General features: G+C 57.2%; 23 protein-coding genes. 13 read left to right on the forward strand and 10 right to left on the reverse strand.

Annotated elements, in window-relative coordinates; genetic code table 11:
- Window positions 1–145: 145 nt before the first annotated feature.
- Window positions 146–1171: a GlxA family transcriptional regulator gene (locus tag C0U40_RS13095; RefSeq protein ID WP_101656246.1), complete on the forward strand. Its 1026-nt coding sequence runs from the start codon at window positions 146–148 to the stop codon at window positions 1169–1171.
- Between the two features lie 95 nt (window positions 1172–1266).
- Here C0U40_RS13095 and C0U40_RS13100 read toward each other — a convergent pair whose 3' ends face one another.
- Entirely contained in the window at window positions 1267–1815 is a 549-nt protein-coding gene (locus tag C0U40_RS13100) for a winged helix-turn-helix transcriptional regulator (protein WP_101656247.1), read from the reverse strand.
- A 40-nt stretch (window positions 1816–1855) separates the two neighbouring features.
- Between C0U40_RS13100 and C0U40_RS13105 the strand changes: the two genes are divergently transcribed.
- Both C0U40_RS13105 and C0U40_RS13110 read left to right on the forward strand, forming a co-directional pair.
- A complete protein-coding gene (locus C0U40_RS13105) occupies window positions 1856–2230 on the forward strand; it encodes a VOC family protein (protein ID WP_101656248.1) in 375 nt (124 codons plus the stop codon).
- A gap of 239 nt (window positions 2231–2469) precedes the next feature.
- Window positions 2470–3054 (forward strand): 3'-5' exonuclease, encoded by a 585-nt coding sequence (locus C0U40_RS13110; RefSeq protein ID WP_101656249.1) that lies wholly within the window; start codon window positions 2470–2472, stop codon window positions 3052–3054.
- A 60-nt stretch (window positions 3055–3114) separates the two neighbouring features.
- On the opposite strand, the gene C0U40_RS13115 is transcribed toward C0U40_RS13110, so the two are convergent.
- Complete coding sequence (locus C0U40_RS13115; RefSeq protein WP_101656250.1) at window positions 3115–3987, reverse strand: LysR family transcriptional regulator; 873 nt, start codon at window positions 3985–3987, stop codon at window positions 3115–3117.
- Window positions 3988–4194: 207 nt separating this feature from the next.
- Here C0U40_RS13115 and C0U40_RS13120 point away from each other — a divergent pair, with 207 nt between their 5' ends.
- The 6 genes from C0U40_RS13120 (at window position 4195) to C0U40_RS13145 (ending at window position 8128) form a co-directional block, all read left to right on the forward strand.
- Entirely contained in the window at window positions 4195–4740 is a 546-nt protein-coding gene (locus tag C0U40_RS13120; RefSeq protein WP_101656251.1) for an NADPH-dependent FMN reductase, read from the forward strand.
- Window positions 4737–4976: a DUF2798 domain-containing protein gene (locus C0U40_RS13125; RefSeq protein WP_101656252.1), complete on the forward strand. Its 240-nt coding sequence runs from the start codon at window positions 4737–4739 to the stop codon at window positions 4974–4976. The genes C0U40_RS13120 and C0U40_RS13125 overlap by 4 nt, the downstream gene beginning before the upstream one ends.
- 179 nt (window positions 4977–5155) lie before the next feature.
- Complete coding sequence (locus C0U40_RS13130; protein ID WP_101656253.1) at window positions 5156–6160, forward strand: AraC family transcriptional regulator; 1005 nt, start codon at window positions 5156–5158, stop codon at window positions 6158–6160.
- A gap of 110 nt (window positions 6161–6270) precedes the next feature.
- Complete coding sequence (locus C0U40_RS13135) at window positions 6271–7104, forward strand: SDR family oxidoreductase (RefSeq protein ID WP_101656418.1); 834 nt, start codon at window positions 6271–6273, stop codon at window positions 7102–7104.
- A gap of 52 nt (window positions 7105–7156) precedes the next feature.
- Window positions 7157–7576: a DUF4345 domain-containing protein gene (locus C0U40_RS13140; protein ID WP_101656254.1), complete on the forward strand. Its 420-nt coding sequence runs from the start codon at window positions 7157–7159 to the stop codon at window positions 7574–7576.
- A gap of 72 nt (window positions 7577–7648) precedes the next feature.
- On the forward strand, window positions 7649–8128 hold the full coding sequence (locus tag C0U40_RS13145; protein WP_101656255.1) for a DUF1772 domain-containing protein: 480 nt from the start codon (window positions 7649–7651) through the stop codon (window positions 8126–8128).
- A gap of 42 nt (window positions 8129–8170) precedes the next feature.
- Here the strand turns inward: C0U40_RS13145 and C0U40_RS13150 are convergent, their stop codons facing one another.
- Window positions 8171–9118 carry an SDR family oxidoreductase gene (locus C0U40_RS13150; RefSeq protein ID WP_101656256.1) on the reverse strand — a complete coding sequence of 316 codons (948 nt, stop codon included), beginning with the start codon at window positions 9116–9118 and terminating at the stop codon, window positions 8171–8173.
- Window positions 9119–9283: 165 nt separating this feature from the next.
- On the opposite strand from C0U40_RS13150, the gene C0U40_RS13155 reads away from it, so the two are divergent.
- On the forward strand, window positions 9284–10171 hold the full coding sequence (locus tag C0U40_RS13155) for an AraC family transcriptional regulator (protein WP_101656419.1): 888 nt from the start codon (window positions 9284–9286) through the stop codon (window positions 10169–10171).
- A 65-nt stretch (window positions 10172–10236) separates the two neighbouring features.
- On the opposite strand, the gene C0U40_RS13160 is transcribed toward C0U40_RS13155, so the two are convergent.
- From C0U40_RS13160 to C0U40_RS13175, 4 genes are read right to left on the reverse strand one after another with little or no spacing between them, the layout of a single operon-like run.
- A complete protein-coding gene (locus C0U40_RS13160) occupies window positions 10237–10812 on the reverse strand; it encodes a TetR/AcrR family transcriptional regulator (RefSeq protein WP_101656257.1) in 576 nt (191 codons plus the stop codon).
- Complete coding sequence (locus tag C0U40_RS13165) at window positions 10809–11870, reverse strand: flavin monoamine oxidase family protein (RefSeq protein WP_101656258.1); 1062 nt, start codon at window positions 11868–11870, stop codon at window positions 10809–10811. Before C0U40_RS13165 ends, C0U40_RS13160 begins: the two co-directional genes overlap by 4 nt.
- Window positions 11871–11873: 3 nt before the next feature.
- Window positions 11874–12551 carry an SDR family NAD(P)-dependent oxidoreductase gene (locus C0U40_RS13170; protein WP_101656259.1) on the reverse strand — a complete coding sequence of 226 codons (678 nt, stop codon included), beginning with the start codon at window positions 12549–12551 and terminating at the stop codon, window positions 11874–11876.
- Between the two features lie 2 nt (window positions 12552–12553).
- Entirely contained in the window at window positions 12554–13222 is a 669-nt protein-coding gene (locus C0U40_RS13175) for a cupin domain-containing protein (protein ID WP_101656260.1), read from the reverse strand.
- Between the two features lie 263 nt (window positions 13223–13485).
- Between C0U40_RS13175 and C0U40_RS13180 the strand changes: the two genes are divergently transcribed.
- The 3 genes from C0U40_RS13180 to C0U40_RS13190 are packed head-to-tail and all read left to right on the forward strand — an operon-like array spanning window position 13486 to window position 17631.
- Window positions 13486–14787, forward strand: a complete 1302-nt coding sequence (locus C0U40_RS13180; protein ID WP_101656261.1) for a cytochrome c — start codon at window positions 13486–13488, stop codon at window positions 14785–14787.
- 20 nt (window positions 14788–14807) lie between these two features.
- Complete coding sequence (locus C0U40_RS13185; protein ID WP_101656262.1) at window positions 14808–15284, forward strand: (2Fe-2S)-binding protein; 477 nt, start codon at window positions 14808–14810, stop codon at window positions 15282–15284.
- Complete coding sequence (locus C0U40_RS13190) at window positions 15277–17631, forward strand: xanthine dehydrogenase family protein molybdopterin-binding subunit (RefSeq protein ID WP_101656263.1); 2355 nt, start codon at window positions 15277–15279, stop codon at window positions 17629–17631. The genes C0U40_RS13185 and C0U40_RS13190 overlap by 8 nt, the downstream gene beginning before the upstream one ends.
- A gap of 51 nt (window positions 17632–17682) precedes the next feature.
- On the opposite strand, the gene C0U40_RS13195 is transcribed toward C0U40_RS13190, so the two are convergent.
- Genes C0U40_RS13195 through C0U40_RS13205 form a run of 3 tightly spaced genes read right to left on the reverse strand, consistent with a single transcriptional unit; the run spans window position 17683 to window position 20315 of the window.
- Complete coding sequence (locus C0U40_RS13195) at window positions 17683–17832, reverse strand: DUF2474 domain-containing protein (RefSeq protein WP_101656264.1); 150 nt, start codon at window positions 17830–17832, stop codon at window positions 17683–17685.
- A complete protein-coding gene (gene cydB / locus C0U40_RS13200) occupies window positions 17832–18863 on the reverse strand; it encodes a cytochrome d ubiquinol oxidase subunit II (protein WP_101656265.1) in 1032 nt (343 codons plus the stop codon). The genes C0U40_RS13195 and cydB overlap by 1 nt, the downstream gene beginning before the upstream one ends.
- Window positions 18864–18866: 3 nt before the next feature.
- Window positions 18867–20315: a cytochrome ubiquinol oxidase subunit I gene (locus C0U40_RS13205; protein WP_101656266.1), complete on the reverse strand. Its 1449-nt coding sequence runs from the start codon at window positions 20313–20315 to the stop codon at window positions 18867–18869.
- Between the last annotated feature and the right edge of the window lie 122 nt (window positions 20316–20437).

Consider the following 20437-nt stretch of genomic DNA (forward strand, 5'->3'; position numbering starts at 1 on the left):
ACGCTTGGCGGCGATTTCCGGTTATTGAATTTTGCGTTTTATTCCAGAAAAGTGTGGGGAAATTTTGACAGGCGAAAATGAATATTTGTAGCTTTTGACGTAATGCGCCAGATACTGTCGCGAATGATTGAATTGGGGTGGCATCATGTCGGATCAGGATACAGTACTTCACCGCTACGGGTTGTTTCTTGTGCCGGGGTTTTCCAATCTCGCGGTGACACTTGTCACGGAGCCTCTGTTTATTGCCAACTGGCTGGCCGGGAAAACCCTGTTCACCTGGACCACGCTGTCGACCGACGGCTTCGCTGTGCAGTCGAGCAGCGGAACGCAGACGGCTGTCGACGCGCCTATTGCGGGCGGCAGCAAGCCAATGTTCGATACTGTCTTTGTGATCGCCAGCTTTGACACACGCGCCTCTGCGCAGGATCACCTTTTAATGGATTGGCTGCGCAAGGAAGCCCGAAACGGGGTAAGGATCGGGGCTATTGAAACCGGCAGCGAAATCATTATCGACGCCGGCCTCGTGCAAAGCGGCAGTGTGCCGACCCATTGGTATAACGCCAAAGGCAGTGAGGAGCGGTTTCCGAATCTTGATATTACGGAAACGCTGTTTGATGCGCGCGGCAAGCATCCCCTGTCCGCCGGTGGCATGGCGACAGCGGATATGATGCTGGATCTTATCGCGCAGGATGTGGGGGACGGATTTGCCGAGGAGGTCGGAAAGCACCTGCTTGTGGACGCCCGCCGCCCCGGTTCGCGGCCCCAACCTTCCAGCGCGGAAAACCTGCCTCCGATCGCAGAAGCCCGCCACCATCACGATCCCGTTGCCCGTGCCCATGCGATTATGGAAGAACAGATTGAGGAACCGATCTCTTGCGCAGAACTTGCCGCGCTTGTCGGCGTATCCACGCGACATTTGCAAAGGTTGTTTCGGGCGCGGCTGGGTCGGGGGATGGAGGCAACCTACCGCGAACTGCGTCTTGCAAAGGCGCATCAGCTTGTGCAGCAGACCGATATTTCCCTCACGGAAGTCGGCATTGCCTGCGGTTTTTCTTCGTTGGAGGTCTTTTCGCGGACCTACCGGAACCGTTTTGGCGTTGCGCCAAGCCGTGACCGCCGCCAGTCGCTGGAGGCCACGGTCTATCACAGTATCCCTTCGGACCGGAGTTAGCAGCGGAGGGCTGACGCGGGCGCTGAGCGAAGCGGACGCCGGAACGGGCCGAGCGGGCGGCGCAGGTTTGCAGTTGTCTGCTTATCAATCGTCGCTCACGGTTGGGTAAAACTGATTTCCGGTCCGGTGATCGCGCTGATCTGTTCCCCAATATTCACAGCGCAATAGATTGATCGCGGCGGTCGCGCGGTTTCGTCAACGCGGCGATGCACCCAATCCTTGTCTTCCATAGATTTCAAAGACTGTGACAGAGCACGATCCGTAATCCTGTGCAGGTTTCGCTTGATTTCGTTAAAGTGGCACGGTTTTTGAAGCGTGGACAATACCGGTACTGTCCATGATTTACGAAGCAACCTTTGGTCATCCTCCGAAGCGATGCGCTGGATTTTATCTGCAATTGCCGCCGCTTTCTGACCCAGCTTGGTCAGGCGGAATTCAGGTCTGAGCGGGTGGCCGTAGCCGGGGTTTCTTTCAAGCAATCCATGTTCAATGAGATGCTCCATGCTTTGGGCAAATGCCGTTCTGCTGGCGCCGGTGGCGGCCAGCAGCGGCGCCTGACGCCCTGCAACGCCCATGTGCAGGCTTGATAGAATTGGCAACGCCCAAGCCCGCGACGTGATCTTGACAAGTGAATTAATGTCCATAAAGTATAGTTAGTATATTTTTAGTTTAAAGGAAAGCCTCATGGCGCTAGTTACGTTGGATGAAACAATTACGATTGCGCTGTCTGTCAAAGACCGTCAGGCAAGCGCCGAATGGTACGACAACATGCTTGGTTTCAAGCTAATCTATCATGCAGACGAAGCGGGCTGGTCAGAGCTGCAAACCAACACCAAAGGCGTAACAATCGGCCTTGGCGAACATACCAGACCGGCCCCCGGGAATAGTGTGCCTGTATTCGGGATTGCCGATCTTGATCTTGCCCGCCAAAAGCTGGAGCAGGCCGATGTGAAGTTCGACGGGGAAACAGATGTTGTCGAAGGTATGGTCAAGACTGCAACTTTTTACGACCCTGACGGCAACGCCCTGATGCTGGCCCAAGACCTGACGGCGGGATAATGACCGTGTCGTCCTGTCCGGTGCTTAGGCCTTGTAGTCGGGTTCGGGAAAGCGCAAGAGAGCGATTAACCCGAGACAAGGACCAAAATGCCCGTACCGATCTATCATTTCTGCGCAAACCCGCCGGTTGTCGTTTTGCGGGCATTCCGGAAGGTTAGCCATCGCACAGTTTGCGGGCACGGTATTGCGCACGGTTTGATGAGTCCGGTTTTCACCTACCAGACGGGCGGGGTATTCCGATGAATGCGCCTTTGCCGGTCGGGGACTTCCAGTTCATTGCACTTGATGTGGAAACCGCATGTGGCAACAGCGCGAGCATTTGCCAGATCGGGATCGCCTGTGTCGGATACGACGAGACCATCCATACGTGGTCCACTTACGTTGATCCGCAAATGCCCTTTGCACCGTTCAACGTTGATCTGCACGGGATCGGACCGGAGACTGTAAAATCCGCAGGTAACTTTGCGCAAGTCTGGCCCGAAATGCTGCCGCTCCTGTCGCGCCATCCGATGGTGCAGCACAGCAGATTTGATGAAAAGGCTATCAATGCAGCTTGTAAAGCCCACGGGCTTCCGCGTCCGCGCCTTGTCTGGCATGACAGCGTAACCATCGCGCGGGCGGCCTGGCCGGAGTTGAAAGGCAACGGTGGCCACGGGCTGGCCAATCTGAAACAGGCGCTGGATCTGGAGTTTCGGCACCATGATGCAGGTGAAGATGCCCGCGCTGCCGCAATGGTTGTCTTGCGCGCGAAGGAAGTATCGTCAAAATTGGCTGCACGGCACGCAGTACGGTTCAAGCCGGTGCAACTGTCTTTTCCGTTCTAGCGATCCTTTGGCCGGAATGACAACGGCGGCAGAGTATAGCCCGTTTCCACGCCCGAAACATCAGCTTTGCCGCAGATCGTCCCAGATTGCCTGTGCCACAACGCCATTCGGTATATCCCTGCGACGCATTGCAAAATGCGGGACCTGCACGGGCGGATAGCTTTCGATGTTCAGGCGGACCAGCTGTTTCTTTTCCAACGCGTCGCTGATCATATGTTCGGGCATTCCGCCCCAGCCCATATTGGCCAGAAGGATTTCCTTTTTCGTGGCAAAATCCGATACGGTCCAGCGCAGACCACCGGGCAGCAATCCCCGACTTTGCCGGATCGTCTGCCCGCTGTCCGCAACAACGATCTGTGTGTAGCTCTGCATCTCGGCATCGGATTTAAACCTGCTGTCGCGGGCAGCAGGAAAATCCGGATGGGCAACAGGCAGGATTGCCACAGAGTCCAGCGGCAGAACATCAACGCGATCAAGGGGCACATCGTCCAAAGTTGAAATGGCGATCTGGACCTCGCCCGCCAGAAGCATCTCCAAAGAACCGCCCATGTTTTCGCGGGACAGTTTAATATGGGTCGTCGGAAACCGCGATGTCATGTCACCGATCAGTTTTAAAACGGGCGCGAAAGGAAAGGTGGCAGTCACGGTCATCGCGACTTCGGCTTCCTGCGCCGTACCAAGGGTCATGGACACGGATTTCAGATCCTGAACACCCTGTAGAACGCGTAAGGAATGCCGGTAGAAAACCTCGCCTTTTTCTGTAAGGGCAGGGCGGTAGTTTTCGCGGGACAGAAGCGCAAATCCGATTTCGTCTTCCAGCTTCTTGAGCATGTGGCTGACCGCCGATTGTGCCTTTCCCAGATTCTCGGCCGCTGCGCGGAAAGTTCCCTGTTCCACGATGGCGTTCAGGACCACTAACTGTTCCAGAGTCATGCAGTGCTCCTCAGATTGATCTGTTTATTAGATCATTAACATGAAAAATCAATATTATCAATTTATCAAGATCGCCCGTAAGTCTGAGTCAGCCGAAACAACGACCGTGCCCGTTCAACCCGCTTGTATCTGGCAGGTCAGCGCCACGCCTGAGTGGCACGTTTTTTCGGCAAACAATTTGAACACGACATAAATCGGAGACAGATCATGAAGATTGTAGCTTTTGGTGCCAGCACCAGTTCAACATCCATAAACAGATCTCTGGCTGCCTTTGCCGCATCACTTGCGAAAGGTGCAGAGGTTGAAATTCTGGATCTGAACGACTTTGAAATTCCCCTGTTCAGCGAGGATGCAGAGATGAAACTCGGTCAGCCCCAAGCGGCGCAGGATTTCCTGAACAAGATCAAATCCGCCGATGGGGTCATTGTGTCTTTTGCCGAACACAACGGTTCTTACACAGCGGCTTATAAAAACCTGTTCGACTGGGCCAGCCGGATTGATCAAAAGGTATATCAGGACAAATCGACAGTGTTTCTGGCCACATCACCCGGTGCGGGGGGTGCAGGCAGTGTTCTGGCAGCAGCTAAAGCCTCCGCGCCTTTTTTCGGTGTTGATCTGAAGGCGGCGGTGTCGGTCAAAAGCTTTTATCAGGCCTTTGATGCAGAAACCCAATCCATCACCGATCCGGTCGCGCGCGCAGAACTTGAAACTGCTGTTCATCACCTGACCGACGCTCTGAGGGTCACACAATGATAAGTCCAGATGTGATGCAAAAGCTGTCGGGGGCGGTGGTGAAGTCGGGGTTCATGTCCGTCGCTTTGTCGGGCGTGTTCACCGGTCTGGAATTCGGCCTGACGCTGAACTGGCTGGCACATTGGGGGCAGAGCATTCTGATCGCATGGCCGGTCGCGATCGCTCTGGATCTGGGCTTTGGATCAAACTTGCGCCGGATTTCCGGTGCGCTGGCAACCTCCTTTTCGCGCCAGTGATTACAAATTAACAGGCACTTCTACTGCGGCGTCTCACCGCCTTCCTGTTCACGACCGGCAGTTCGCTGCTTTGGCAAAACAGGGCCAAACCCCAAGTTGCATGTGTGCCTGTTAATCTTTTTGTCTCTCTCCGCCGATTGTCCTATTCTGGGCCCGTATTTCCAAGGGCGGCATTTTGAATGGGAGAAATCACAGCACTTTTTGTTAGAAAAGTCGTCGCCGCTGTCGGGGATGGCGCTGATCAGAATGCTTTGCTGGGATCGGTTGGTCTAAAGCCGACTGAAACTGATCTGGGCACGATGGTCACGGATGTGGACTATTACGCGCTGCTGGAACGGATTGGGGCGATTGTTGAAGAGGCAACCACATTTCCGTTGCGGGTCGGGGCGTCTATGCGATGCGATGACTACGGCGCTTTCGGTCTGGCGTGGAAAACGGCACCCAACCTGCGTGGTTCGATAGAGAGGGCGGCGCGCTATGCCCGTCTGCTAACATCTGTTGCAGGGCACGAAGTCCGCGGACATGCCAGAGGTACGTTTTTTCTGTTGCACCGCGACGGTCCGCGGCGGCTTGGTCTTCGAATGTCAAACGAAGCAACACTGGCAAGCACGGTGTCCATTATGCGGGAGGTTTCGCCAGAGCCTGTGGTGCCACTAGAGGTACACTGCCGCCACGCCGCCCCGGCCTCGGTCGCCGGACACGAAGCCTTTTTCGGCTGTCCTATGATTTTCAACTCGGATTTTGACGGTTTGTTAATGCGAGAGGCCACGCTGGCGCAGGCGAACCGTTTGGGCGACCCCGCGATTGCGCAGTTTCTGACACCCCATCTTGACGAGCAGCTTGCCGAAATTTCCAGTCGGACCTCTTTCCAGCAAACCCTGTTGCGCCGGATTTCCGACCGCCTGAGCGAAGGGCCGCCACGGGCCGGCGACATGGCAAAGGCGATGGGGATAAGCGAACGGACGCTTCACCGTCGTCTTGTGGCTGAAGGGGAAACGTTCCAAACCCTGCTGGAACAGGCGCGGCGCTGTCTGGCGGAAGGCCTTCTGGACCGGACCGACCACTCTATTGCCGAAGTTGCATTCTTGACGGGCTATTCCGAACAAAGCGCGTTTACCCGTGCCTTTAAGCGCTGGGTCGGTCAGACGCCCGCCGCTTTTCGGGACAACCGGATAAAGCATTAACGACATGCGCTTTGGCAACTTCCGTCAAAACACTGACCGAATGTGTCAAGACCGTCAAAGGCGCCTTCCGGCATACAAAGTGCATCCAAACAACTCATGGAGAGAGTGTGATGCATACCAAACCGATCCTCATAATCGGCGCTAATGGCAAGACCGGCCGTCGAATTGCAAAAATCCTGTCAGAGCGCGGATACTCTGTCCGCTCCGGCACTCGTAGCGCGGCCATCCCGTTTGACTGGGACGATGAAACAACATGGGCGCCTGCCCTTGAAGGTGTTGCCACTGCCTATGTTTCCTATTTCCCCGATCTTGCCTTTCCCGGCGCTGCCGAGAAAATCGAGGCGCTTGGCGCGCTGGCAAAAGAAAAAGGTCTGGAGCGGCTTGTTCTTCTCTCGGGGCGGGGTGAAACGCAGGCCGAACGGTCCGAAGAGATCGTGCGCGCTTCCGGCGTTGATTATACCCTGTTGCGCTGTTCGTGGTTTGCGCAGAATTTCAGCGAGGGGTATTTGCTGGAACCGGTGCTTGATGGGCAAATTGCCCTGCCGGCGGGCGATGTCGGCGAACCTGTTGTAGATGTGGACGACATTGCTGATGTGGCTGTGGCTGCCCTGACGGATATGGGCCGCCATTCAGGCGAGCTGTACGAAATCACCGGCCCGCGCCTGTTGCGCTTTTCAGAGGCCGCAGCAGAACTGTCAGCTGCGATTCACAAGCCGGTGCAATACATTCCGATCACGCTCGATCAGTTCCACGCCGCAATGAGTGAAATCGGCGGCACTTTTATCGCCGATGTTTTCACCCACGTCTGCGAAGAGGCTTTGGACGGGCGGAATGAATGGTTGGGCGATGGCGTGCAGCGGGCGCTTGGCCGCCCGCCCCGTGACTTCGCAGAGTTTTGCAAACGAGCAGCCGCAACCGGCGTCTGGGCTGCCAAGGCCGCCTGATGCCTGAAAACGGCGGCATCTTGCGGCCGTGTCTTACAGAAAGGAGTATTCAATGCCATTCTTTTCCAAAGCCGTGCTATTTCTTGCCGGTGCAATCTCTGTGGGCATAGGAGCCGCAGTTCTGATAATCCCGGAGGCTTTTTTTGCCTATAACGGGATCGTGCTGCATCAGGATCCGAGCCTGCTCAGCGAGGTCCGTGCGCCGGGGGGCACGTTGCTCGTGCTCGGGGTTTTCATGCTGGCGGGGGTGTTCAGATCGGGTTTAGCAACTGCCGCCCGCAATATCGCTGCCGCCGTTTTCCTGTCGTATGGCTTCGCGCGTATCCTCTCGGTTGCCGTTGACGGAACGCCGGATGAGAAGCTCGTTATCGCTGCGGTATTTGAAATCGGGATCGGTTTGCTCTGCATCCTTCCGGTCCCGCTGCGCCGGAAGGTGGAACCGTCCGCTGCAGCGGCTCTCGCTCCTCGGTGATCAGCCGGACCTAAACTTTGTCGTGCCGTTTCGGGCGGCGCGACGTCGCTCCTGCCAAGAAAGGACACTTTCATGTCAAACTGGTTTCTACTTCTTTGTCAGTTCTCGGTCATCGGTTTCGCCCTCGTCGCCGGTGTATTTCTCGCGTTTTCGGATTTCGTTATGCGATCCCTGTCCAAGGCAGACGGCCACGGGGGCGTTGAGGCCATGCAGATTATCAACCGCGAAGTCTTTCGCGTTGTCTTCATGGCGCTCTTTTTGGGGCTGGTTCCTGTGTCTGCGGCCCTGACTGTCTACGCCATAGTCGTATTGTCCGGTTTTGACAGCGCTCTCATCGCGCTGTCCGGATTGACTTATGTGGCGGGAACCTTCGGTGTCACGGTCGTCTTTAACGTACCGCTCAATCAAAAGCTGGCCCCGTTGGATCACAGTCTCCCCGAGACAGAACGGTTCTGGAGGCACACATACCTGCCGCGCTGGACCTTCTGGAACAGCGTGCGAACTGTGGCCTCCGTCATGTCTTCGCTTCTCTTGCTGTTGGGGCTGACCTGATGGTCGAACCCTTTCTTCCTAAAAATCCCGACGCCAGATCAATCAGACCGGCCAGTTGAACCCTGTTGCCTCTTCGGAAACTTCCCACAGTCGGGCCATTACCTGCTTGTCATGGGCGTGGGGTTCCAGTTTGCCGGTTCCGACCGGACCACCGGTCTGCATCCGTCCGGTGGGGCCGTGCAGGGCGCGTTGCTTCAGGCCGGTTTCTGTAGCGCACATGACTTCCGGATAGGCCCCTTTTTCGGCGGATTGCACGAAGGGTGTCTTTGTCATCAGCCACCAGAGCATCCGCGTCATGGTTCCGCCGCTGGTGCTGATAAGCGAGGTGGCCGAGGCGCCCGGATGACAGACGTAAACCTCCAGATCCCTGCCCGCAGCTTTGACGCGGTCCTGCAATTCGTAGGCGAACATCATTTGGGCCAGCTTGCTCTGGCTGTAGACGGGGTTGGCGCTATAGTTCTTATCCCAGTTCATATCGTCGAACTGGATGGTCTTGATCCCCAGATTATACCCGAGGCTGGCAACAACCACGATCCGGCCTCCGGAGGATTCGAGCCGTTCGAACAGTTTTCCGCACAACAGGAAGTGGCCGTAGTGGTTGGTTCCAAGCTGGCTCTCAAACCCGTCAACTGTCAGCTTTTGTGTGGGCACCTGAGCAATCGCAGCGTTGCAGATCAGCGCGTCAATTCGGGGCAGGGTCGCAAGCAGGTTTTCCGACGCAGCGCGCACCGATGACAGGTCTGCCAGATCCATGCGGATAAAGCTGACGTCCGCGCTTGGCCCGAATTCCTGCTTCAGATCTTTCACTGCGGCGGCTGATTTTTCCTCGCTGCGGTTCAGCATCACCACTTTCGCGCCCTTGGACAAAAATATCCGTGCCGCCTGAAATCCCGTGCCTGCATTGGCTCCGGTAATCACATAGGTCTTGCCAGAAAGATTGCCGAGACGCGCTGGCGTCCAACCGTCGGGGCCAAATTGAGTATCTGCCATATTGTATATTCCTTTCGTAGCGGCACAGGGTTGTGCAATGCGTTTCACTGTTAGCAATGGAAATAAGTGCCGCTACCTGTCAGAAACAGACGAAATCGTCGCGAATACTTGCCTGATCGTATCGAGGTGATTGAAACGGCAGTTTGCATCGCCTTTATTGGGGGCATGAGCAAACTTCAGATCAGACAACTTATCGAAGCCCGTATGCCTGTAGATGGAATGATAGACACCGGCATCGCAGGCGTGAAACTTTTCCGCGCAACCGAGGCAGTGCCCTGCGTTCCGGCGGTCTATGAACCCTGTGTCATCGCCATAGTCAGCGGTGGTAAGGAAACCGTTCTGGATGGCAAACGCTATGTCTACGACAGCAGCGAATATATGTGCTGTCCGATGTCGATGCCGGTGGAAGCAGGGACGCCGGCGGCGTCCGCCGAAACGCCGTTGTACGGGGTTTACATCGCACTGGATCAGCGCTTGATGACACAGATCACGATCGAGATGGACGCCGCCGGAGACAACATGCACCCTGTCGAGGGCAGTGCGCGCGGCATCCGGCTGGCCCGTTGGGACGACAGGTTTCTGGAGTCATTGTTGCGGCTGGTGCAACTTGGCACGAAAGAGCCGGATGTGGCGGTGTTGGGCGAAGCACGCTTGCGCGAACTCTATTATGCAATCCTAACGGGGGAGGCGGGGCAGTTCGCCCGTCAGGCTTTTGCGCCGGGCAATGCGATTGCACGGGCTATTTCCGATGTGTCGTCACAGCTTGCAGAGCCGGTGTCGGTTGACAATATGGCCGCCCGCGCCGGTATGAGCCGCGCTGTGTTCTATCGCCGGTTCAAGCAGGCAACGGCCATGACGCCCACCCAGTTCATCAAGGCAATGCGCCTGAACAACGCCGCGATGAAGATCGCCAGCGGTGTGACCGTATCCGAGGCAGCGCAGGATGTGGGCTATGTCAGCGCATCCCAGTTCAGCCGCGAATTCAAACGGCTTTACGGACAGTCTCCACGTCAGTGGGGCGAGGCTCAGGCGCTGCCAATGGCGCTCGGCTAATGGTTCCGGAATTCAGACCCCGCCGGTCCTTAGCTGCGGGAATGAGAAACATGTATCGCGTGCGTTCAGCCACAAATGCGCATGGTTAAAAGGGTGATTGCCTGATCGAACACGGCCGGATCTTCATCTGTACGGGCAAGCAGTTGCGCCCCCTCCAACAGGGAAAGAACAGAGACAGCCTCGCGCTCGGGGGAGTGAACGCCCGACACTGAACCGTCCTTGCGGCCCTGCTCCAGAGCCTTCTCCAGCCATTCCGTCACCATCCCGCGAAACAGGCCGATCTGCTTTATCACATCAGGCGAGAGACTGTCGCGGCTGGCAGAAAATGCCACGCAAAGGCACAGTTGCCTGCCATTATCGCTGCCTTCCTTGTACTGGCGGATCAGGCCTTGCAGCTTGGCACCACCGGTTTCACAACCGGAATCTATTTCCGCGCAGATCCTTTGAAAGTTCCGGTGATACCGTTCCATCAGCGCCACCGAAAGGTCGGCTTTGGAGGGGAAATGGTGGTGAATGCTGGCCTTTCGTATACCGACATCCTTCGCCAGATCAGCGTAACTGAAGCCGTCAAAGCCAAACCTGCGTGCGGCGCTTTCTGCGGAATTCAACAGGGCGGTTTTGGTATCTGATCTAGCTATCATGCTTCTACGTGCCGGAGTTGCAAAGTCTGTAGTGTGTTTTCAGCGGCTTCCAAAGCACCTTCGAGGTATCCCCCGAATTGGGGCGCAGCCTCGGTTCCCGAGACATGCAGAAGCCCGTCCCAGAGTGACGCAAGACTTGGTGGCAGTCCATAGTCCGGATGGCTGAAAAGGGGAGCGTGATCCGCTTGTGTGGCTGTGAGAGGATCAAATGCCCAGTCCTTGATCAACAACTCTGAAGGGTTGGCTGCCTCGGGGCCGAAAATCCGGACGAGCTGGTTTTGAATGTGGTGGCGCAAGACCTGCACATCCTTGCGCGCTTTCGGTGGCACACCAATGAAACCGAACAGGGCATAGGGCCCGCCGGTGGCAGGTGAAGCATCATGTATTTCGACCATCGGACCAAACCGGCTTTGCGCATCGCCGGACAGCCCGTTTTCGCGCCAGAACGGGGTCTCGTAAATGGCGACGGCCTTGCCCTGTCCTGCCATCCATGTGGGTATGTTTTGCAGGCTGGAAACCGCCGCGTCGGGTATCACCGGATCAAAAAGGATGTTTGCGGCCACACGGGGTGGCATCGACAGGACAGCAGTTTGCGCAGGGATAGTTTCGCCGTTGTGCAGGGTCGCTGCCACGCCAGATTTGGTTCGCACCAGTTTTATCACCTTGGCGTTCAGCCGTTTGCGATGATCTGGTAAGGAGCCTGTAAGCGCATCGGTCAATGACGCAAGCCCGCCAATCAGGCGCAACGATCCTTGCATCGAAGAAAAACCGCGGCCCCGTTGAACCTGCCCCTGTTCATTTTCAAAACTCAGATCGCCGCTCGCGTATTGTTCGAATGGTTCCAGCCCCAGCCGGTCAATCAGGGCCGCGATGCGCGGCTGTCCCGGCCAGAACCACGCCGGCCCCAGATCAAACTGCGCGCCTTGGTGGTGCAGGGTTTTGATCCGCCCCCCGAACCGTGAACGCGCCTCCAGCAAGACGTAGTCCTGTCCGCGCGCTTCCAGCGTGTCCGCGAGGGCCAGTCCCGAAAGACCGCCGCCAATAATAAGCACAGTCACGCTCTAGAACCCCTCTGATGCAGGTCGCAGGTCCAGTTCATGGGTCCAGGTCGACTTGGGCTGGTGTGCCAGCTGCCAGTATGCTTCGGCAATATCCGCAGGGTTCATCATCTTTGCAGGATCGAGGCTGTGCAAATTGCGCGATCTGTCGGTGTCGATGATCCCGTCGAGTATTGCATGGCAAACGTGGATGCCTTGGGGCTGGAATTCCCGCGCCAGAGATTGGGTCAGGCCGCGCAGGGCGAATTTGGCACTTGCGAAGGCCGAGAACCTTGCGCCGCCACGCAACGATGCCGTCGCCCCTGACACAATAAATGAGCCGCCCTCGGGCAACATTGCGGGCAGGGTGGCTTGCGCCAGCAGGAACGCGGATTGCACCATCGAAGCCCACGTCCGCTTGAAATCATCCAGACCTGTTTCACCAAAGGGCGCGATGACCAGTTCGGCTGTGTTGTGGATCACCACCTTTGGCGCACCGTGTTGTTTTATCAGGTCCGCCACAAGATCGGGCACTTGCTGTGCATCCGACAGATCAAGGGTTTGAAAAAGACCGGAAGGCCGGTCAGGCGCTGTCCGCCCGAGGCCGATAACCTTAAATCCGTCCTGTTCAAATCGGGCGCAGAGGGATTGTCCGAGTCCCGCGCCAGCGCCAGCGACAAGGGCCAGAGGTTTTTGAGTCATATTCACAGTTCCGGTGCTTTTGCATAGGCCAGATGGCCGGTTTTGATCCAGAGCTTTGCGCCATCCGGCCCCGCCGTCAGGGCCAGGGGATGACCATCTGGCAATCGCAACCACGCGCCTTTTTCGAGTGTGTCGGTTTCGTCGAAAACAGAGCCTCCGATCACGAGCATTTCAATGCCGCCAGCATCGAATTTCGACAGCACAGCCCCCGCGTCCAAATGGTGGTAGGTAACAATCTCGCGGGGATCTCGGTGCAGTTCGGCTGTTGCGACACCATCAAGGGTCGGCCCGAGTTCTTCGGCCATGGATTTGCGGAACTGGGTGCGGTCCGCAGGATCAAACTGCCAGAGCTTCACAAAAATCGTACAACCTTCCTTTGATCCGGGTGTGTGCGATGTGGCGGGCGGATTGCGAACGTAGGTGCCGGCGGGATAATCGCCGTGTTCGTCCTGAAACACACCTTCCAGCACGATGAATTCCTCACCGCCGGTGTGAGTATGGGCCGAGAACTGGCTGGCAGGTGCATAGCGCACGATCGAAGTCGCGCGGGCGACTTCTGCACCGATGCGGTCCAACATCCGCCGCTCTACACCGGGCATTGGGGACGCGACCCAGTCGAGCTGTTCCGAATGGATAATGGCACGGGCGCTAAAGTCTGCGTTAATTTCCACGGTCGTGTCCTTGTGATCTGGCGGGCGATATAAGTGATGCTTGGCTGTCTGCCTACCAGTAGGTAGATAAACCTGTCAAGCGTCAAAGAATCCGACAACACGGCACGGATGCCTGAAGTTGGTTAAAAAACAGGCATTTACTACGCCTTTCTGACTTCTTCGGAATTTGAAAAAAAAATGGAACCATAGGGCTGCCCGTGCGTTGGGGCCCAGTACAGCAGAAACTGTGACCTTTTAAATTCCGACAGTTGGAGCAATGCAGCATGTTAAAACGCGTATTCTGGGCGACGAGCGCCGTAATTCTTATCGGCGCAGCGGGGTTCGGAATTTACGCGTATAAACCAGCTATCGAACCGGTTGACGCAAGCAGCCGGACCGCCTTTGATCCCGAAATCGTAGAGAAGGGGCGTGTGCTGGCGGCTGCGGGATATTGCAGCGAATGTCACACAGCAGAGGGCGGAGCGCCCTTTGCCGGAAACTATCCGATGGACACTGGATTTGGGACGATCTACGCCACAAACCTCACACCTGCGATGGAAACCGGTATCGGCAGCTACTCACCCGAGGCTTTCCGGCGCGCCATGAAAGAAGGCGTCCGCAGAGACGGGCGCCATCTGTTTCCTGCCTTCCCTTACAACCATTTTACCAAAATGTCTGATGAAGATGTGGATGCGATCTACGCTTACATCATGACGGAAGTTCCCCCTGTGGAGCTGGAAACCAAGGAAAACGAACTGCCGTTTCCACTGGATTTACGCTTTCTTCAGGCAGGGTGGAAGCTGCTGTTTGTAGATTTTGACGACTACGCGGTCGATCCGGCCCATTCGGAAGAATGGAACCGCGGGGCCTATCTCGCCGAAGGTCTGGCGCACTGCGGTGCCTGTCATACACCGCGCAATCCGTTGGGGGCCGAAATCGAAAGCGACCAATACGGGGGCGCACAGATCAACGGGTGGACGGCACCCGCCCTGACGCCCCAAAACGCTTCTGCGGTGCCTTGGACAGCAGCGGATTTCAAATCCTATCTGACAGAAGGTGTGTCCGCCAACCACGGAATTTCTGCAGGCCCGATGGGGCCGGTCGTCCACATTGGAATCCGCGAATTGCCGGAGTCCGATATTGATGCACTGAGCCTCTATCTCGGGGAAAAATCGGGGACAAACAATGGTGATCCCGTAGACACTTCGGCTGTAGCCAGCAGTCTGGAGCGGGGACGGCCCGATCCGCAGTACCGTAAGGATCAGGGCGAGCGGTTATATGCAACCGCCTGTGCCTCTTGCCATTACAACACGGAACAGATTGCGGCAGGTCGCCCCGATCTCGGCATCAACTCGGCGACAAATCTGGATACGCCGGACAACCTGATCCATGTGATCCTTGACGGCGTCAGCGGGCCGGAAGGCATTGACGGGGTGGTTATGCCGGGTTTTCGCGATGCGCTCAGCCCGACGGAAATAACCGCAATTGCAGCCTATTTGCGGGATGCCCGCGCGAACCAACCTGCGTGGCCTGATCTGGCTCAAACCGTTACCCGCCTGAGCAATACCGCTGCACCAGCCGAATAATCCTGAAGGGGATCAGACAGATGATAGAATTTGAAATCAACGGAAAGCCCGTCAGTGTCGATGCGGACCCGGACACGCCCCTGCTGTGGGCCATCCGCGACGAGATCGGTTTGACAGGAACGAAATTCGGCTGCGGTATTGGCATGTGTGGTGCCTGCACGGTTCATGTGGGCGGGCGCGCGACACGGTCCTGCATTACGCCGGTTTCCGCGGTTGAAGGCACCTCAATCACAACAATCGAGGGGCTGTCCCCGCAGGATAACCACCCTGTTCAAGAGGCATGGCGCAATCTGCGGGTGCCGCAATGCGGTTACTGCCAGTCCGGCCAGATCATGCAGGCTGCTGCCCTGCTACAAGATATTCCCGCCCCGACAGACGAAGACATTGATGCGGTGATGACAGGAAATCTGTGCCGTTGCATGACCTATCCGCGCATTCGCAACGCTGTCCGCGAAGCGGCAGCAGCTATGACACAAGGAAACTCTGACAATGGCTAATCTTCTTTCCCGTCTGCGACAGAGCACAAGCACCGTGACCGGCTCCGCCGGTGCGCAAACCCAATCAGGATCGGATCTTACCCGTCGCGGCTTCCTTGTGTCGGCAACGGCTGCGGGTGCTGCATTCGGCTTTCCTCTGACAGGGCAGGCCGCAATGGACCCTGAAGCCGCAGATGGTGTTCCGCCCAAACCTGACGGGGCCACCTTCGAGCCGACGATCTGGTACTGGATTGACAGCGAAGGCCTGGTCAATGTGAACATTATCCGCGCTGAAATGGGCCAGCATGTTGGCACAGCAATCGCGCGCATCCTTGCAGATGAACTGGAAGTGGCATGGGATAACGTGCGGATCACCCATGTGGATAGCGCCGAAAAATGGGGTACGATGGTAACGGGCGGCAGCTGGTCTGTCTGGCAAAGCTGGCCGGTTTACCGGAAGGCCGGTGCCGCTGGCCGGGTTGCATTGATCGAAGCCGCAGCAGAAAAATGGGGCGTCGATCCGTCGACCTGTGAGGCGCGCGATGGCACTGTCAGCGATGGCACCAACACGGAAAGCTATGCGTCGCTCGTGGCTGAAGGCTTGCAGCGCTCTTTCACCGAAGAAGAGTTAAACGCGCTCCCGTTGAAACCCCACGGCGAACTCCGGCTTGTTGGCAAGGATGTCAAAGCGCTAGATATTGATACGAAAACCAACGGTCAGGCAATTTACGGTCTGGATGCGTCGGTGGACGGGATGGTCTATGCCGTGCCGCTGATCCCGCCAACGCGTTTGGGGTCTTCAGTGGTTTCCGTCGATGACAGCGGGGCAAAGGACGTCAAAGGCTATCTGCAGACCATCACCCTTGAAGACCCGTCCGGCACGGTGCCCGGTTGGGTTGTGGTGTTGGGGGAAACCCTGATGGCGGCAAAAACCGCCTCAGATTACGTGACGGTCGACTGGCAGGCAGGAGAGCACGCAGGTGTCAGCGAAGAAGACATCAATGCCCGCTCCCGCGAATTGATTGCGGATGAAAATTACGGCGCGATCCTGCCTTCGGACAATCCTGACAGCGCGTCGGCCTTTGATGCAGCGGCGGATGTGCTGGAGGCTGAATATGTCACGCAAACCGTTCTGCATTTCCAGTTGGAACCGGCCAATGCGACAGTGTTCCGGAACGAAGACGGTGTCTGGGAAATCCACACCGGCAACCAGTGGCAATCCCTGATCCTGCCGACCCTTTCGGCAGCCCTTGAGGCGCCTGCCGACCAGATTGTAATGCGCACCTATATGCTTGGTGGCGGGTTTGGCCGACGCCTGAACGGGGATTACGCGGTTCCGGCGGCGCTGGCCTCCAAGGCACTGGGCGGGAAACCTGTCAAACTGGTGTTCATGCGCGAAGACGATGCGAAGTTTGACAGCCCGCGATCCCCTTCGGTGCAGCAGTTGCGTATGGCCTTTGACGATGCAAAGGCCGTAACGGGTATGGATCATAACGCCGCTGCCGGATGGCCCACACAGGTGATGGTGCCCTCCTTCATGCCAAAGGGTGTGAACGACGAACCCTATGATCCCTTCGCCATTGACGGTGCGGACCACTGGTATGATGTCGGCGCACTGCGGGTGCGGGCGATTTCCAACGATCTGGCCAACGCGACCTTCCGCCCGGGCTGGTTGCGGTCCGTGGGGCCGGGCTGGACGAATTTTGCGGTCGAAAGCTTTATGGACGAAGCGGCCCATCGCGTCGGAGAAGATCCGCTGGCCTTCCGGTTGAAACATCTGACTGCGAAGGGGCAAAATGCGGGCTCTGCGCCCAATTCGGTGGGCGGTGCATCACGGCAGGCCAATGTGCTGCGCCGTGTCGCGGAAATGTCGAATTACGGCAACGCCGATCTGCCGGCAGATACGGCCATCGGACTTGCCACAACATTCGGTCAGTCCCGCACCATGCCCACTTGGGTAGGCGGTGCGGTGCAACTGCACGTCAATCGGGATACCGGTTACATCGACATTCAGAAAATGTGGCTCAGCTTTGATTGCGGTACTGTGGTTGATCCTGACAGCGCGCTTGCCCAATGCGAGGGTGCCGCACTGTGGGGGTTGTCTATGGCGCTTTATGAAGGGACGCGCTTTGAAGACGGCAATGTGGTGGACCGGAACCTTGGTACCTACACCCCGTTGCGGATGATCGACACGCCAGAGATGGAGATCGAGTTTGTGGACAGCAGTGAAGTGCCTGTCGGTCTGGGAGAGCCGGGCACAACCGTTATCGCCCCTGCAATCGCAAATGCGATCTATAACGCAGTCGGAGCGCGGTTGCGCAGCCTGCCCATCACGCCGGATGCCGTGGTCGCTGCACTGAAGGAATAGCGCGGTTTGCAGGAAAGGGGCGGGCAGGCGGCAAAGCCTGACTGCCCCGTTTCAGGTGATCCACAACCTGATCACAAAAGCGAGTGCGCCAACCGTGCCAACCCCTGCAAGCCAGAGCAGCACAAACCAACCCAGTCGCCGCAGCAGGCTTTGCGCAGGCTGGTGCGGCCGGGGTTGTTCCGGCGTTTTCGGCGCTGTCATCAGTGGTACCCTGCTTGTGGATCGACCTTACCGCGAAAGACCCAATAGGCGTAAGCGGTATAAGCAAGAATAACAGGGATCAACACACAGGCCCCGACCAGCATGAACAGTTGCGCCTTATAAGGCGCTGCCGCCTCGTAGATGGTTACTTCGGTCGGAACCACATAAGGAAACATGGAAACCCCGAGCCCGACAAAACACAACGCAAAGATGCCAAGTGTCAGAATGAACGGCCAATGGTCGTGCCGGTGTATGTGCAAGGCGCGAAACATCATTGCGGCCAGCGCTATAACCGCCAATCCGACCAGAACCGCCAGCGCGATGTTCCAACCCTCAAACCAGCGGCTGTAATAGCCTTCCTGAAGGAACGGGGTCCACAGGCTGACAACGCCGATAAATCCGACAGTGGCAAGGCCCAGCGTCCATGCGCGCTTGCGCATCCGCTCTTGCAGGTCTCCGCTGGTTTTCATCACCAGCCACGTCGCCCCCAGCAGCATGTAACCCACCATGACAGCAACTCCGACGGTCAGGGAAAACGGCGTCAGCCAGTCCCACCAACCACCGGAGTAAGTCCGAGCGGCCTTGTCGATTTGAATACCTTGCAATAAGGCCCCAAGCGCGATGCCCTGACTTAGCGAAGCCACGCCGGACCCGCCGATAAAGGCGATATCCCAAACGCGGCGCCACCTTTCGGTGCGCCAGCGGAATTCAAAGGCTACACCGCGAAAGATCAGGGCCAGCAGCATGGCAATAATCGGTGCATAAAGCGCGGGCAGGATCAGCGCATAGGCCAGCGGGAAGGCGGCGAACAAGCCGCCACCGCCAAGCACCAGCCATGTTTCGTTTCCGTCCCAGACCGGCGCGACAGAATTCATCATCACATCCCGATCGTCCCGTTTCCGTTCGCTGGCAAACAACATGCCAAGCCCCAGGTCGAAGCCGTCGAGGATGACATAGACCAGCACGGCAAAGGCAATCAGAAACGCCCAGACGAGTGTAAGATCAAAAGAGATTCCATCAGCAAGTGGCATGTCTCATTCTCCCCTTTGGGTGTCTTGCGGGTGGTGTGCCCTGTCTTCATGTGCAGGGGAAATCCCTGCGGCGCGAACGGGGCCTTCGGTAATGTCTTTCAGGCTCGGCTCATCGTACATCGGTGCATGGTTCATCAGACGCAGGATATAGAAGGTTCCTGCGCCAAACACTGCAAAATAGATTACGATAAAAGCGATCAGGGACGTACCAACAGCCGCCGCGTCCAGAGGTGCCGCACTTTGGGAGGTGCGCAACAGCCCGTAAACCGTGAACGGTTGGCGGCCGACCTCTGTTGTGACCCATCCGGCAAGAACCGCAACCAGTCCGGAAGGGGCCATTGCAAAGGCAGCGCGGTGCAGCCACGGGCTGTCGAACAAACGCCCGCGCCAGCGGGCCCACAAAGACCACAACCCGACGCCAAGCATCCCGAAGCCAAGGGCAACCATGATGCGGAAGGCCCAGAAAACGATGCCGACAGGGGGTTGGTCCGCAACCGGAATAGTATCCAGCCCGTCAAGGGGGGCATCCAGATCGTGCTTGAGGATCAGGGAGCTTAGCTTTGGTATCCCCACGGCATAGTCCAGCCGCTGTTCGCTCTGGTTCGGTATGCCAAACAGATAAAGCGGTGCGCCGTCGGGGTGGCTTTCGAAATGGCCCTCCATCGCCATCACTTTGGCAGGTTGGTGTTCCAGCGTGTTCAGCCCGTGCATGTCTCCGAGGAAAATTTGTACCGGTGCCACGATCGCCGCCATCCACATGGCCATAGAGAACATGGTTTTGGTGGCGGCGCCCACAGGCTCGGCTTTTCTGCGATAGCGCAACAGGTGAAACGCTGCGACACCCCCCACAATGAACGCCGTTGTCAGATAGGCGGCCGTGACCGTATGGGCCAGACGATAGGGGAAGGACGGATTGAAGACGATTTCCAGAAAGTTCTCCGGCATGAACTGGCCGGTCTCCGGATCAATTGAAAACCCCGCCGGCGTTTGCATCCAGCTGTTCACCGAAATGATCCAGAACGCCGAGAAAAACGTCCCCACCGCAACGGCGCTACAGGCGAACATGTGCAAACCGGGACCGACTTTGTCCCGCCCGAACAGCATGATGCCAAGAAAACCTGCTTCCAGAAAGAAGGCGCTAAGCACTTCATAGGCCATAGGCGCACCGATAACCGGCCCCGCCTTATCCGAAAATACGGACCAGTTGGTGCCGAACTGGTAAGACATCACAATGCCCGAGACGACTCCCATAGCGAAAGCAAGTGCGAAAATTTTAGTCCAGTAACGGAAAAGATCGAGGTATTTGTGCTCTTTCGTCCACAGCCACAGGCCGTTCAGCACTGCAAGGTAACTTGCAAGGCCAATGGTGAAAGCCGGAAACAGGAAATGGAAACTGACCGTAAAGGCGAACTGGATCCGCGCGAGAAGAACAGCATCAAACGAGTCAAACATGGGGTGCCTTTCCACAGATGCCGCTGAAGATTGTGCTTCACCGGCAAACTTCAAGGTAGCTGACAACCAACGCAAAGTATCGCGTGGTTGCCTTCAACCTAATCCAATTTCGCGGAGGTTAA

Source organism: Neptunicoccus cionae (genome assembly GCF_002860325.1).
Taxonomy (GTDB): domain Bacteria; phylum Pseudomonadota; class Alphaproteobacteria; order Rhodobacterales; family Rhodobacteraceae; genus Amylibacter; species Amylibacter lutimaris.